The 13920-nt window shown below is 53.4% G+C and carries 13 protein-coding genes; 6 read left to right on the top strand and 7 right to left on the bottom strand.

All coding sequences use genetic code 11. The features are described 5' to 3' along the window. The first annotated feature begins 150 nt into the window (after window positions 1–150). The 3 genes from WCI03_00190 (at window position 151) to WCI03_00180 (ending at window position 3753) form a co-directional block, all read left to right on the top strand. Entirely contained in the window at window positions 151–534 is a 384-nt protein-coding gene (locus WCI03_00190; GenBank protein MEI8138263.1) for a RidA family protein, read from the top strand. A gap of 75 nt (window positions 535–609) precedes the next feature. Further along, window positions 610–2160 (top strand): metallophosphoesterase family protein, encoded by a 1551-nt coding sequence (locus WCI03_00185; protein ID MEI8138262.1) that lies wholly within the window; start codon window positions 610–612, stop codon window positions 2158–2160. A gap of 90 nt (window positions 2161–2250) precedes the next feature. Further along, the gene (locus WCI03_00180) at window positions 2251–3753 is read left to right on the top strand and encodes a metallophosphoesterase family protein (GenBank protein ID MEI8138261.1); all 1503 of its coding nucleotides are present in this window, start codon (window positions 2251–2253) and stop codon (window positions 3751–3753) included. On the opposite strand, the gene ruvX is transcribed toward WCI03_00180, so the two are convergent. From ruvX to WCI03_00155, 5 genes are read right to left on the bottom strand one after another with little or no spacing between them, the layout of a single operon-like run. Beyond that, on the bottom strand, window positions 3710–4159 hold the full coding sequence (gene ruvX / locus WCI03_00175; protein ID MEI8138260.1) for a Holliday junction resolvase RuvX: 450 nt from the start codon (window positions 4157–4159) through the stop codon (window positions 3710–3712). The two genes, WCI03_00180 and ruvX, sit on opposite strands and share 44 nt — an antisense overlap. Further along, the gene (locus WCI03_00170; GenBank protein ID MEI8138259.1) at window positions 4159–4917 is read right to left on the bottom strand and encodes a type III pantothenate kinase; all 759 of its coding nucleotides are present in this window, start codon (window positions 4915–4917) and stop codon (window positions 4159–4161) included. Before WCI03_00170 ends, ruvX begins: the two co-directional genes overlap by 1 nt. After that, window positions 4917–5771: a carboxylating nicotinate-nucleotide diphosphorylase gene (gene nadC, locus WCI03_00165; protein MEI8138258.1), complete on the bottom strand. Its 855-nt coding sequence runs from the start codon at window positions 5769–5771 to the stop codon at window positions 4917–4919. Before nadC ends, WCI03_00170 begins: the two co-directional genes overlap by 1 nt. Then, window positions 5768–6955 carry an ABC transporter ATP-binding protein gene (locus WCI03_00160; protein MEI8138257.1) on the bottom strand — a complete coding sequence of 396 codons (1188 nt, stop codon included), beginning with the start codon at window positions 6953–6955 and terminating at the stop codon, window positions 5768–5770. Before WCI03_00160 ends, nadC begins: the two co-directional genes overlap by 4 nt. 1 nt (window position 6956) lies before the next feature. Next, on the bottom strand, window positions 6957–7742 hold the full coding sequence (locus WCI03_00155) for an ABC transporter permease (GenBank protein MEI8138256.1): 786 nt from the start codon (window positions 7740–7742) through the stop codon (window positions 6957–6959). A gap of 113 nt (window positions 7743–7855) precedes the next feature. Between WCI03_00155 and WCI03_00150 the strand changes: the two genes are divergently transcribed. The 3 genes from WCI03_00150 to WCI03_00140 are packed head-to-tail and all read left to right on the top strand — an operon-like array spanning window position 7856 to window position 11477. Next, the gene (locus WCI03_00150) at window positions 7856–9451 is read left to right on the top strand and encodes an ABC transporter permease subunit (GenBank protein MEI8138255.1); all 1596 of its coding nucleotides are present in this window, start codon (window positions 7856–7858) and stop codon (window positions 9449–9451) included. Continuing rightward, window positions 9451–10443 (top strand): ABC transporter ATP-binding protein, encoded by a 993-nt coding sequence (locus WCI03_00145; GenBank protein MEI8138254.1) that lies wholly within the window; start codon window positions 9451–9453, stop codon window positions 10441–10443. Before WCI03_00150 ends, WCI03_00145 begins: the two co-directional genes overlap by 1 nt. Before the next feature lie 59 nt (window positions 10444–10502). Then, window positions 10503–11477 (top strand): oligopeptide/dipeptide ABC transporter ATP-binding protein, encoded by a 975-nt coding sequence (locus WCI03_00140; GenBank protein MEI8138253.1) that lies wholly within the window; start codon window positions 10503–10505, stop codon window positions 11475–11477. 70 nt (window positions 11478–11547) lie between these two features. Here the strand turns inward: WCI03_00140 and rsmB are convergent, their stop codons facing one another. Together rsmB and rlmN are read right to left on the bottom strand one after the other, a co-directional pair. Beyond that, window positions 11548–12840, bottom strand: coding sequence for a 16S rRNA (cytosine(967)-C(5))-methyltransferase RsmB (gene rsmB, locus WCI03_00135; GenBank protein MEI8138252.1), 1293 nt, complete (start codon window positions 12838–12840; stop codon window positions 11548–11550). Window positions 12841–12844: 4 nt separating this feature from the next. Next, a complete protein-coding gene (gene rlmN / locus WCI03_00130; GenBank protein ID MEI8138251.1) occupies window positions 12845–13894 on the bottom strand; it encodes a 23S rRNA (adenine(2503)-C(2))-methyltransferase RlmN in 1050 nt (349 codons plus the stop codon). Window positions 13895–13920: the final 26 nt, after the last annotated feature.

Genomic DNA, 13920 nt, shown 5'->3' with positions numbered 1-13920 from the left:
AATGCACGGCCTATCAGTCGAATTTAATAGAAAATGGGGTATGATCCTCATCCTGAGGTTATGTGTCAAGCGGGGCGTGTCGTCGAAATTGTTCAAAAGGCTCATTTATCGGTTGAAGCCATGGTTTTCCATGCTAAAATTTATGGGATTATGCAAAAGAGGATCATCAACACCGACAAAGCGCCCGCTCCTGTGGGGCCTTACCAACAGGCTGTGGGAATGGATCGCCTCGTTTTTACCGCAGGCCAGATTCCCGTTGATGCAAAAACTGGCGCCGTCATCACGGGCACGATTGAAGATCAAACCCGGCAGGTTCTTGAGAATCTTAAGGCTATACTCGAGGCAGCGGGAACCTCTCTCGACAAAGTCCTCAAAACCACGGTATTTCTGCATGACATGAATGATTTTGCGAAAATGAACGCCGTATATGCCGAGTATTTCCGAACCGATATCGCACCAGCCCGATCTACCGTACAAGTGGCGCGTCTCCCGAAAGATGTGGCCGTCGAAATTGAGGCCATCGCCTCACTTTAAAAGCCTTTATGCCCTAAACCCTCTATGCTTTTCAATTGAACGACTGAATCACAACAAACAACCAGGACGGTTCCTATGCGCTATGCAATCGTTTCCGATCTCCACGCCAACATGCAGGCTTGGAAAGTAGTTTACGAAGACATCCAGAATAATAATGCGGATCGCATTATCTGCCTGGGTGACATCGTCGGATATGGCCCAAACCCAGCCCAACTGCTTCGAGAAGTTCGCAGCAAAGTCGATGCCGTTATCCTCGGTAACCATGACGCAGCCTGCTGCGGGAAATTGGACGCAACGTTGTTCAATGACGATGCCCAGCGTCTTCTTGAATGGACACGCAAACAATTGAGCGCGGATGACCTGAAATTCCTTTCCTCCCTCCCTCTCACCTTGATCGGTGACGGATTTCTGTGTGCCCATGGCGAATTTTCCGCACCGGGAAATTTTGACTATGCTTCAAACGCCGATGAGGTCATGCCTTCATGGAAAGTCACTGAGTCGGATCTCCTTTTCGTCGGGCATACCCATGAGCCCGCCATCTTTGTACTCGGCAGCAGCGGCACTCCCCGCAGTGTTGAACCCCAGGACTTTACCGTCAACCCGGGCAAACGCTACTTCGTCAACGTCGGCTCTGTGGGCCAACCGCGGGATAAAGACCCCCGCGCCTGTTATTGCATCTATGACACGGAAACTCGATCCATCTACTGGCGTCGCGTTAGATTCGATGTTGAACCCTACCGGAAAGCATTACGGGCCACCGGGCTTAAATTAGATCCGAGTTACTACCTTCCCGAGTCCAAAGGTACGGCACAAGAGACGCCTGCAAACTGGCACGTTGCATACTCCCCCCCCAAATCCCCCAGTCAAGCGGCTCACGATGTCGTCGCCGTTCAGGATATCAAAGCCATTCCTAAACGAAAAAAATCAATTCCCCTCAGCATGATTTCTCTGGCGTTGTTAATGCTGGCAATTTCAGGCTATGCCATCTGGCAAAAATTACCTCATCCCATTGACCTGAATGCCACCAGTACTACCTCGCTGGCATCGTCTGACCGCAATAGTTTGTCCTTACCCGAAAGAGTTGTGACACCCGGCCAACCGATCCATGGTTGGGCGATTCATTTGGATGATAAAAATCGACAACAGATCGGCATTAATCTTGACCCCTTTAAACGTCCGTTCCTATATTTTTCCTCTAAGAAGGCTGACAAGACAATGACCCTCATCTCCAGTTGGGTCTCGGTCAACCCGGGCGAAAAGTGGGCGTTTGAAGCCGCACTTCAGAAAAAAAAGGATTTCGCTGGTGAAGCCGTTTTGGTCATTATGCTCCAGAAAAGTGGCGGCACCATTGTATCAAATTTTGTCTCACTGAAAATCCCGCCCCCACAGATCTCAGGACTGTCGAAAATCGAGGAACAGTTTATCATCCCGGAAAAAAGCACCATGATCCGGGTTGCCCTCCTTGGAAAATTTTCAGGAAAATTGCTTATCCTTACACCAAAATTATATTGCCCGAAAATAGAGGTTCCACCGCCAATCAACCCCGCATTAACCGAAGAACCCGATACGAAACCTGCTGAGGAGCCTAAAAATACATGGGATCAAAAAACGCAGGTAGGTTACTGAACTGCCATCGCCACATCGCCCATTACTATAGACAGCAGACTGGTTATTAATTAATTGAACATATTAGCTATACTATGCTAGTAATTAGGCATGCGCTATGCCTTTATTTCAGATATCCATGCCAACCTGCAAGCCTGGCGAGCCGTTCATCTCGATATTCGAAGTAATAAAATCGACTACGTTCTATGCCTGGGAGATGTCATAGGCTATGGCCCATCCCCCGCAGAAGTACTCAACGAGGTGCACGCCCATGTCGACGCCTTCGTCTTAGGTAACCATGATGCCGTCGTCAGTGGACGTATGGACGACTCTTCTTTTAATCCCCATGCCCGGGAAATGATCCGGTGGACGGCCTCCAAACTCAACCGCAAGGCCTCCGCATTTTTATCGTCGTTTCCACTCACCCTGATCGGTAATGGTTTTCAGTGCGTGCACGGTGAATTTTCCCGCCCAGCCAGCTTTGAATATGTGCTGAACCCTGAAGATGCACTCCCCTCCTGGAAAGCGGTGGAAGCCCCACTTTTATTAGCCGGCCACACGCATGAACCCTCCTTTTTCCTGATGGGGCCAAGCGGTATCCCCAGACTGGCAGTCCCTCAGGATTTCGAGCTTGAACCCGGGAAACGTTATTTCGTCAACGTCGGGTCGGTCGGTTGTTCGCGAGATGGCGATCCGAGAGCCAGCTACTGCATTTATGACACCGAGGCACGGGCTGTATTCTGGCGCCGTATTCCCTTTGATCTGGATAGTTATCGTTCCACGTTGATCCGCTCAGGACTCGACCCCAAACGTTGCGCTTTGCTCAAGCTTGACCCTCTGGCCCAGACCCTCCCATTACGTCAAAGGCTGGACTTCACTCCCCCCACCGCACCTGAAAAAGCAGCCCGCCCTGCCGTAGCCATGCAGGACATCACATCCCTGAGACGCTCGATCCGTCACTGGAAATTCCTTTTTTCGTCCGCCATTATCATGGTGGCTCTTTCAATCATTGCGGCTCTTTGGATTTGGCGCGAACAAAAGGATTACCGGGCAATTTTAGGCGCCGCATCGCCCATCATCGTCGCCACCAACTTCTCCGCCAAAACCAATCTTCTACCACAACACCACAATCCCATCCTGTCAGGACAAATCATTCCCGGATGGCAAATTCAGCTGGGTGATTCCCGGCAGCAAAAAGCGTCGGTCATCCCCTTGAAAAAAGAGGGGTACTGCCTCCAACTTGAATCTGAATCGGCCGATGCCGGGCTCACACTCTCTGCCCCTCTCGTTCAGGTGGATCCCGGCCAGAGTTGGAGCATGAGTGGATTATTTGAAAAGGGAGCCAGCTTCGCCGGAACCATCATCGTGGCCGTCACGCTCATCCGGCAGGATGGTTGTGGTCTCATAACGAATCAACATTTTGCTGTAAAAGAACCTTTACTGGCACGGGCTGATGGATGGATGAGAACTCGGCAGACATTCACTATTCCCGCTGGCGGAAAAACGATACAGGTTCAAATCCGTGGAAAATTTCGAGGAAACATTCGAGTCCGCGGCCTGTCACTGGAACTCAATAATCATCCGGATCATGAACGTAATTCGCTTCGGCCTTAGTATCCAGATAGCCCTGCAAGATGACCTGGGCCGCCAACTTATCACGAACCTCCTTGCGCCGCTCGCGGGACACATCCGCTTCTAGCAGCATCCGTTCCACCAGGCTGGTACTTAACCGTTCATCGGTAATATCCACCGGCAAACCGCTCGCCGTTCGCAATAACTCGACAAACTTTCCCGCTTCCAAAGCCATTGGCCCACTGGATCCATTCATATTGATGGGGATACCCACCACAATTTTGACCACGCCACGGTCACGGGCAATCCGGCACACCGCCGTGATCGCTTCTTCAACCGACTGGACCGTTTCCACAGAAAGCGGGGTCGCCAGCATGGCCATGGGGTCGCTGATCGCAATTCCCACGCGCTTCGTCCCGTAATCTACACCTAGAATGCGTCCTGTCATCAGAGGTTTAATTCCCTTAATAAAACCAGACCGTCCAAAGTCAAATCCGGAACAATATCCACAGGAGCATCAAGCCCCTTCAATGCCAAACCGGCATACCCGCCCGTGGCACAGAAATGAATCTTACGTTCCTTCATCCCTGCTTTCACATGGCTTAGGATTTCCCGAACCATGCCGCGATAGCCAACCACCACACCAATCCGCATGGCCTCACTGGTAGAGCGCCCGATATTTTTGAATTTGCCATCCAGCTCAATCTCCGGCAGCAATGCCGTTCGTTCAGCAAGATAATCGGTCATCAAGGGTAGTCCTGGAGCAATGACCCCGCCCACATAACGCCCATCGCCGGTAACGGCATCGAAAGTGAGTGCCGTTCCGAAATCAGCGACAATCACAGCAGACTGATAAAGCTCCCAAGCAGCAGCCGTATCCGCCAAACGATCCGCCCCAATGGTTTCAGGCTGGGGATATTCCACCTTGATGTTCAAATTAATGCGATACCCAACGAGCAAGGGCTCTTTCCCGCAAAGGTTCTGAAGCACCTGCGTCCATAACGGATTAAGTCCCGGTACCACTGAACACAATACCGCCGCCTTGACCACACGTCCTGCAGCCAATTTCCGTAGAAGCGCCATGATTTTACGTTCTTCACGCCCCTCACGCGTCGCCATGCGACCCTGCCGAAGAATCCGCCGCCCGCGAGCCAGTCCGATGTGGGTACTGGTATTGCCAATATCAATAACGAAAAAATAGTCCATTATTTCATCTCCAGCGACAAATCCGCCGCCGGCGCGGAATGCGTCAGGCCTCCAATGGAGATGGCATCCACACCTGTAGCCGCAATGGCCGCAACCGTCTCCAGGGAAACCCCGCCGGAAGCCTCCAGTTTGCATCGCTTTGCACAAATGGCGACACAGGCCTTCATCCGCTCAGGCGACATGTTATCAAGCATGATCCATTCAGGAGCGGCCCGCATGGCGTCGCGTAACTCTTCCTCGGATTCCACTTCCACCTCAACGGGAATGCCTGGGAATTTGGCCCGCGCGGCCGCCACCGCCCCCTGAAGATTGCTGATCCCCGCCTCCTGCCAGAGCCGCCGATGGTTATCCTTGATGAGCACCATGTCGTACAATCCCATCCGGTGATTGGTTCCTCCCCCACAGGTTACAGCATATTTTTCAAAAATGCGCAACGTGGGGGCCGTCTTACGGGTATCCAGTATCCGGGTGCCAAAGGGTTTCACTTTGTCCACGAAATCATGTGTACGCGAAGCAATTCCCGTCATCCGTTGCATAAAATTCAGCGCGGTCCGCTCTCCAGTCAGAATGCCTCGAATTGGCCCTTCAATCGTCATCAGGACTTGATCCGGCTTGACCGCTTCCCCATCTGCAATCAGACATTGGCACCTGAGCGCAGGGTTCACGCTGGCAAAAACCGCCTGCGCCACCGCACCTCCGGATACCACATAATTCCCGCGAGACAGGATCACGGCCTTTCCTTGACTGGTTTCCGGCACCACAGACAACGTCGTGACATCACCCGAACCTATATCCTCAGCCAACGCCCGACGAATCAGATCCTGCACCACTGGATTTTCAATGAGATTGATCATCCCTCCACCCTCCATTCGCTTGGCATGTGGCAAATTCCTTCAAAGTTTTTTACTGAGTCCACCCCGATCGCGAAGGCATTGTCCATGCGATGATAGTTCACCTTGTGATCAGCAGAATGAACAGAAAATGAGAAGAAATAGGTGCCACGAGCCAGATTCAGATGGGGAATCTTTAAGACGACATGTCCGGAACCCGTCAAACCGGGGATCGACACAGACGCAATCTCAGTATTGCTACCATGAACCAACCGACCAGCCTCGTCGCTAATGCCAAACCCGAAAATTGAAGCACCTACCGGAGTCTTGACCTCATAGCCCAACCGAACCGTGAGGGGCTCACCCCACATGAATTTAGTCGTGGCATTTCCAGACGCATCTAAAAACTCGGCACCTGTCAGAATGACCTCACGGGTCCCCCACTCGCGACTCCGCTCAGCACTTGCCTGATTACGCCAGAAGCTTTCATACTGCCCCACCACTTTCCCCGGGGCACCATGGCCCAACACCCGGCCATGATCTAAAAAAAGAATCTGATCACTCACAGATTGAATGGTTCCCAGATCATGCGAGATGATCAACATCGTCTTCTTCTGGTCCCGGAATTCAGACATCCGCCGCAGACATTTGCGCTGAAAAGAGGCATCCCCAACAGCCAGCACCTCATCCACCAGCAAAATATCCGGATCCACCTCCACCGCCACCGCAAAGCCCAGCCGGACATACATTCCGGACGAATAATGTTTCACGGGTTGGTCAATAAAGGTGCCAATGTCGGCAAAGTTGAGAATGGCATCAAACCGACGGGTCATTTGTTGCCGCGTTAACCCCATGATGGCTCCGGCCAGAAAGACATTTTCACGCCCTGTCAGGTCGGGATGGAAACCTGCGCCCAATTCAAGCAAAGAGGAAATCACACCCGTGGTCTTGATTTTGCCCTCGGTGGGCATCATGGTGCCAGCCAAAACAGACAGCAGCGTGCTCTTACCCGCCCCATTGGCACCGATCAACCCCAGCGTGGTGCCGCGTTCGACGGTGAAATTCACGTCCTTCAACGCCCATAAGTCGCGTTCACTTCCGGGCTTATGGATCATATCCATTACCATGGACTTCAAGGTGCGGCCACCGGAACTCCTCAACCGGAACCGTTTTCCCACGCCCTCAACCTGTATGGCAATATCACTCATGTTACAGCTCATCTGAAAATCCAGGTTGAAGTTTTTGGAAAATAATAATTCCGGCTACAAAAACCACAGCGGTCATCCCCACTGAAAGCATGATTAAGGAAAGCGAGGGCAGCGGGTTACCCAGCAAAGCGGAGCGATAGAGCGCCAAAATGCCAGCCATGGGATTCAAAAAATACAACTGCCCGAGAATCGGATGCTTATCGGTAATAGGAGCAATCATGGAAATGTCATATACCACCGGGGTCAGGAAAAACCACGCCATCGTAAAGATGCCGGTCAAATGTTGAACATCCCGGAAGAATACATTCAAGGCGCTCAACGCCAGACTAATGCCCGTACAGAGCGTCAGATGGGCCACTAAAGCCAAAGGAAGCCAGGCAATGCCCCCGAGATGCGGGCCCATGAAAAGTAAATAAACCATCATCACCAACAGGGATAACAGGAAGTTTACAAAATTGGCCAAGACAATGGACAGCGGCAACAGCACTCGCGGGAAACAGGCCTTTTTGACCAGATTCGCATTGCCGATAATGGCAAAGGAGGAATCCCCCAGACACATGGCAAGGTACTGCCAAACAAAGATTCCCGACACCAGCACTTCCATGGGCATGGGGAATTTCATGATGATCTTCATGAAAACACCATAGATGGCAATCAGGAAAACCGGCCCCAACAGAGTCCACAGAAACCCCAGAACCGATTCCTTATAGCGGATCTTGACGTTCCGGATCACCAGCATGGAGAGCAGATCACGGCGCGCATAAATATCTTTAACCAACCCAATCATAGGGGCGAGAGTGTATGCGGAGTGCCCATTGAAAACAATCCCGAATACTGCCCCGAAATTTGGGTAACCATTCAGTCTTTCTTTTAAAACTGAGGCCGTTACAATCCACCGCCATGATTGATTGGAATCCAGTGACAATAAAGCGGTGGCGTCGGTTTCGGCAGCTACGCCGCGCATGGTGGTCGCTCTGGATCCTCACTTCATTGTACCTGATCAGCCTCGTTGCAGAGGTCATCTGCAACAATACACCCCTTTTGGTCCGCTTTGACGGCCATTACTATATCCCTCTCGTCCGCTTCTACCCGGAAGACACTTTCCTTCAAAACGGGCGCCAGACCCGACCGGACTACAAGCAGATTCAATCCCAACCCCTCTTCAAAGATCATCCCGGCAATTTCATGATCTTCCCGCTTATTCCCTATGGCCCCTATGAGAATGTCCCCACCGCCTCCATCCCCCTACCCGAGGCGGTGACATTAGCCTTCCGCCCCGAACCACATGTGGCCTCTGTCACCTTATCACCCGAGCTCACCATCACCCGCTCTGCCAACACGGCGTTTTTCTTTGAGTCCAGCACGGAGGCCCTACGCGGCCAGGCCTTCACCAACATCTGGAGCCTCCCCACCGCCATCAAGGAAGCCATCACCATTCGACTGCAAAACCAGGCGGCCCCGGCCATCAGCGCCACAACCGTCCGTCTTGCGAATCCCTCCGTGGAGTCAGAACTCTCTCTTCCAGAATTCACCCCCCGCGAAACCGCCCCGGCCACCATTAGACTTACCCTCCGTGAAAAATCAGATCGCTCCACACTCCCCCATGGCACCATGGGATGGAATGACCAAATGGAACTCTCCGTCTCTTCCTTTTCTGAATGGACGGCTCTCTCGCCGGAAACACAATCCGAACTTACCGCTTTCGCCGCCGCAGGGCTCAGCAATGCTGTCCCCCCGTGTATTATAGATATCAAGGGCACGTCCTACACCATCACCGCGACAAAATCTGAAGTGCGCTGGCCCTACCCGCCTATCAAAGGACACTGGATGGGGATCGACAGCTCAGGACGCGATGTGCTTGCCCGCATTCTCTATGGATTGCGCACCTCTTTAACCTTTGGCTTTCTTCTGGTCATCCTCGCCATGTTTCTAGGCACCGCTCTGGGCGCCATTCAGGGGTATTTCGGGAATCATGTGGATATGCTTGGGCAGCGCTTCACTGAGATATGGAGTGCCCTGCCCTTTCTCTATGTGATGATTCTGCTGGGCGCTGTTTACGGGCGCGGCTTCATGTTATTGCTGATCTGTTACGCGATCTTCAACTGGATAGGGATCTCCTACTACATCCGGGCGGAATTCCTGCGGCTGCGGCATCTGCCGTTTGTCGAGGCCGCCCGATCTTTGGGACTCCCGCACCGCACCATTATCTTCCGCCACATCCTGCCCAACTCCCTCACCCCCCTCATCACCTTTTTTCCCTTCAATCTGGTCGGGGCCATCGGCTCACTGGCCGCGCTGGATTATCTGGGCTTCGGCTTGCCGCCCCCCACGCCCAGCTGGGGCGAATTGCTGCAACAGGCCCAGCAATTCAGATGGGCCTGGTGGCTGATCCTCTATCCGGCCCTCGCCCTGTTTATCGTCATGCTGCTTGGGGTTTTTGTGGGAGAAGGCATCCGGAATGTCTATGATCCCAGACCGAAAACCAAATTTGAATAATGAGTACCTTACTGGATATACAAAATCTGAGCGTGGCATTCGACACGGATGAAGGCACCCTCACGGCGGCGGAAAACGTATCGTTTTCTATCGGGCAGGGGGAAGTCGTCGGTCTGGTCGGCGAATCCGGCTGCGGGAAATCAGTAACCGCTCTGAGCCTGCTCCGCTTGATCCCCATGCCGCCAGGGCGGATCCTGTCGGGCAAAGTCTTATTTGAAGGGCGTGATCTCCTGCGCCTGCCTGCCTCCGAACTGCAAACCATCCGGGGCCGACGAATCAGCGTGATCTTCCAGGAACCCCAGGCCGCCCTCTCCCCCCTTCATACGATCGGCGCTCAACTGATTGAAACTCTCCAACTCCATCTGAATATTGATCATCAATCCGCTAAAAACATCTCTCTGGATTGGCTTAGAAAAGTTGGCCTTCCTGATCCCGAGGAACGGATGCGTGCTTATCCCTATCAGCTCTCCGGGGGCATGCTCCAGCGCGTCATGATTGCCATGGCCCTGATGCTGGAGCCTTCACTCATTATTGCGGACGAACCGACTACCGCCCTGGATGTCACCATCCAGGCCCAGATACTGGACCTCCTTCTGGAAATGAAAAGTAAGGACACGTCCCTGCTGATTATCACCCATGATCTAGGGGTGGTTTGGGAGATGTGTGACCGGATATTAGTCATGTATGCGGCCAAAATTGTAGAGGAAGGCCCGCGTCACGATCTATTCAAAAATCCAGCCCATCCCTATACTCAGGCACTCCTCGAATCCGTCATCAGCCTGACAAGTCGTTCAGAACGATTATCATCTATTGAGGGGCAAGTCCCCTCCCCGCTCGCCTATCCGGCAGGTTGCCGTTTTGCAGACCGCTGCAAATATGCTTTCCCCCGCTGCCGCCAGGAACTCCCCCCACTCTATAATGTGACCCCCAACCACCGTTCCGCCTGCTTCCTCTCTGAAACTTCAGATCTCAAATCTCAAATCTCAAAATAACCATGCCCCCGCTACTCCAAATTCAAGATCTCAAGACATGGTTCCCGATCAGGAGCGGAGTGTTCTCCCGCACCATCGGGCATATCCATGCCGTGGATGGAGTGTCGTTGACAATTGAATCAGGCGAGACCGTGGGCCTGGTGGGAGAATCAGGCTGCGGCAAAACGACCCTGGGCCGGACAGTGATGGGATTGGAGCCCAAAAAGTCCGGCACCATCCATTTAGGAGGCACCTCGCTCTGGCCCTCCCGGCATCAGGACAGCATGCCCCTCCGCCGCCGGATCCAAATGGTTTTTCAGGATCCCTATTCCTCCCTGAACCCGCGCATGACCATTCAGGAGATTATTACGGAAGGCCTGCTCCAACAGAAACTGATCCGCCCTCGTGACCGCGAAACAGCAGCTGTACGGCTGCTCCATGAGGTGGGGATGGAACCTAGCGGACTGCATCGCTATCCCCATGAGTTTTCAGGCGGACAACGGCAACGTATCAGTATTGCCCGCGCCATCGCGGTACGCCCTGAACTTGTGATCTGCGATGAGGCCGTCAGCGCCCTCGACGTCTCTGTCCGCGCTCAGGTTTTAAATCTACTGAAAGATCTACGCACCTCCCACAACCTTGCCTACCTGTTCATTTCCCATGATCTAGGGGTGATCCGGCACATTGCCGATCGGGTGGTGGTCATGTATCTGGGCGTGGTAGTCGAAACCGGCCCGGCATCCGAGGTTCTTGATCACCCTGCACACCCCTATTCACGCGCGCTCATTTCGGCTGTGCCGGTCCCGCTGGGAGACAAGAGAAAGAGAACCATTCTCCGGGGGGATATTCCTTCATCCACAAACCCGCCATCCGGCTGTCGTTTCCACACCCGCTGTCCCTATGCCATGGAAGCCTGCAAAACGGCGCCCCCTCCACTTGAGCCACTCACCGCAGATTCCGCCCGTTTGGTGGCTTGCATCAGGAAATACGAGCCGCATTTTTCAATACCCGCTCAACCATTAGGCCTTCCGACGAGAGTTTTGATGACGATTTAATATTACACTCCTGCCTGATTTTTAAGGCGGACTCATCCGAAAAAAGGGACATTATGCGGACATTACAAAATCAGGAAATGCGTTTCAGCAACGCCGCATACGCGCCATCTGTCCCGTCAGTGGGTGGAAACAGTTTTTTCTCACGGACCAGTTCAAAGTTCGGATTATCCTTTACCCACCCGGCAACCAGCGCCTCGTCTTCCTCAGTCTCCAAACTGCACGTGCTGTAAACCAGGCGTCCGCCAATACGTAAACGGGTGGCGGCCCCATCCAGAATCGCCCGTTGAGTTGCACAGACTGAGCCCAATCGATCTGTGGCAAAACGCCAGCGGGCATCAGCACGCCGCTGCAACACCCCCGTATTCATGCAAGGCACGTCCAGCAGAATCCCGTCAAAAACCAGGCCCGACAGTGCGGGCACCCCCTCGCCGCCCGGTTTGCAAGACGTCATATCTCCCTCAATGACCCGCACGCCACTGAACCCCATGCGTGTCAGATTTTCGTGAAGGTAACCCATCCGGTCGGCATGAATATCCATGGCTGTAAGCGTCCCGCCCCCACCCATCGCCTCGGCCATTGCCACCGTTTTCCCGCCCGGTGCAGCACAGGCATCCAGAATCCGTTCCTGCGGTTTAGGCGCCAGCATCTCCACCGCCATAATCGTGGAGGGATCCTGGACCATAAACCAGCCATCCTCAAAACCCGGCAGGTCTTCGACACTGACGCCCCGCCCCAAGGTACAGAACCGTGAGGGATCCATGGGATGCGGCTCCACTTTCATGCCCGCGGTCATCACGCGATCCCGGAAATCAGCCATCTGAATCCGCGTCGTATTAATCCGGAGAATAACCGCAGCACGCTGATTATTCCAGTTACACAAGGCATCTGTCTGACTATTCCCATAGGTGGCAATCCAGCGTTTGACCAGGATCTCAGGATGGGACAGGCGAATACCGGAGGGCTGTTGGTTTAAAGCCGTTATCACTTCAGCCTTTTCACGCAAAACACGCCTCAATACCGCATTGGTGAAATTGGCTTCCGTCTGGGATGACACGGCTTTCACAGCGGCGACCGTCTCGTTGACTGCCGCATAAGACTCCACTGAATCCATGTGCAAAATCTGATACAGGCCGACCATCATATGAGCGCGCAGTGGAATCGCCGGCATTTGCTTCATGCACTGCTTCAACACCCATTCCAACTCACGCTTCCACTTGACGGTGCCGTAGACAACCTCCATCACAAAGCCGCGATCTGCACGCACCCGATTCATCATCCGATCCGGGAAATCCCCGGTCTCCATCCATCGGGCAATCATATCCGCTGCCACCGCACGGGAGTTATTTTGCAACGCCATCTTCATTTTATTATTCCTTCTTCAAACTTCTCAATCTTAACTGCCCGCAGGCCGCATCAATGGCCCCGCCTTTGGAGACCCGATAGGTCGCATTGACGCCCACCTTCGCCAATTGCTCCTTAAAGATCTCGGAGGTTCCGTCTAGTGGCGGTAAACCTTCGTACCCGTCAACTGGACTTAAGGGGATCAGATTCACGCGGCTCGGAAGAGTTTTTAGGAGTTTGGCCAACTCGACGGCATGCGCGTGGGTGTCGTTGACCCCGCGGATCAACGTATATTCAAAAGTTACAATCCGCCCCGTCGCCTCGGTATGCCGGGCACAGGCCTCGATCAACTCCTCAATTGGGTAACGTTTGTTCACCGGCATCAGGCGGTTACGCAGTTCATTATTGGGGGCATGCAGGGACACGGAGAGCTCGATCTGTAACCCCTCGCCGCTCAAGCGCTTGATTCCCGGGACCACGCCGCTGGTACTGACGGTAATGTGCCGGATACCGATATTCAGCCCTTTGCCATCATTGATAATCCGAATGGCCTTGATTACGGCGTCGTAGTTATCAAATGGTTCACCCATTCCCATAAAAACAATATTGGTGGGCCGGTCCCCATATTCTTCCCAGGCCAGCATCAACTCCTCTACAATCTCACCCGCTTCAAGATTACGAATCCAGCCGCCTTTTCCGCTCGCACAGAATGCGCAGGCAAATTTACACCCCACCTGACTGGACACACATACCGTACGCCGCTCCCGGGCGGGGATTAAGACTTCCTCGACACATTCACCATCACGGAGGCCAACCAGAATCTTGCGTGTCCCGGTATGCTCACCGTCCTGTTGAATAGGCTTTACCGACAGCAATTCATACCGCTCAGCCAGCGCGTCACGAAGCACAGTCGGCACATTTTTCATCTCTTCCCACGTCTTCACATGCTGACGATAAAGCCAGTCCCAGACCTGTCCTGCACGATAGGCCGGCTGCCCCAGCTCTTTACACGCCGCCGTAAGCTCATCCCGAAGGAGCCCATGGATCAACGGTTTGAATTTTATACTATCATTCATGTTTCAAGTATCCCAACCTTCGTGGT

It is taken from the genome of bacterium (assembly GCA_037143175.1).
GTDB lineage: Bacteria > Verrucomicrobiota > Kiritimatiellia > CAIKKV01 > CAITUY01 > JAABPW01.
This window is presented reverse-complemented; position numbering and strand designations above follow the sequence as displayed.

Coding starts and splice junctions, on each gene's coding strand:
- WCI03_00190 (MEI8138263.1), top strand. CDS start 151: ATGCAAAAGAGGATCATCAACACCGACAAAGCGCCCGCTCCTGTGGGG.
- WCI03_00185 (MEI8138262.1), top strand. CDS start 610: ATGCGCTATGCAATCGTTTCCGATCTCCACGCCAACATGCAGGCTTGG.
- WCI03_00180 (MEI8138261.1), top strand. CDS start 2,251: ATGCGCTATGCCTTTATTTCAGATATCCATGCCAACCTGCAAGCCTGG.
- ruvX (MEI8138260.1), bottom strand. CDS start 4,159: ATGACAGGACGCATTCTAGGTGTAGATTACGGGACGAAGCGCGTGGGA.
- WCI03_00170 (MEI8138259.1), bottom strand. CDS start 4,917: ATGGACTATTTTTTCGTTATTGATATTGGCAATACCAGTACCCACATC.
- nadC (MEI8138258.1), bottom strand. CDS start 5,771: ATGATCAATCTCATTGAAAATCCAGTGGTGCAGGATCTGATTCGTCGG.
- WCI03_00160 (MEI8138257.1), bottom strand. CDS start 6,955: ATGAGTGATATTGCCATACAGGTTGAGGGCGTGGGAAAACGGTTCCGG.
- WCI03_00155 (MEI8138256.1), bottom strand. CDS start 7,742: ATGATTGGGTTGGTTAAAGATATTTATGCGCGCCGTGATCTGCTCTCC.
- WCI03_00150 (MEI8138255.1), top strand. CDS start 7,856: ATGATTGATTGGAATCCAGTGACAATAAAGCGGTGGCGTCGGTTTCGG.
- WCI03_00145 (MEI8138254.1), top strand. CDS start 9,451: ATGAGTACCTTACTGGATATACAAAATCTGAGCGTGGCATTCGACACG.
- rsmB (MEI8138252.1), bottom strand. CDS start 12,840: ATGAAGATGGCGTTGCAAAATAACTCCCGTGCGGTGGCAGCGGATATG.
- rlmN (MEI8138251.1), bottom strand. CDS start 13,894: ATGAATGATAGTATAAAATTCAAACCGTTGATCCATGGGCTCCTTCGG.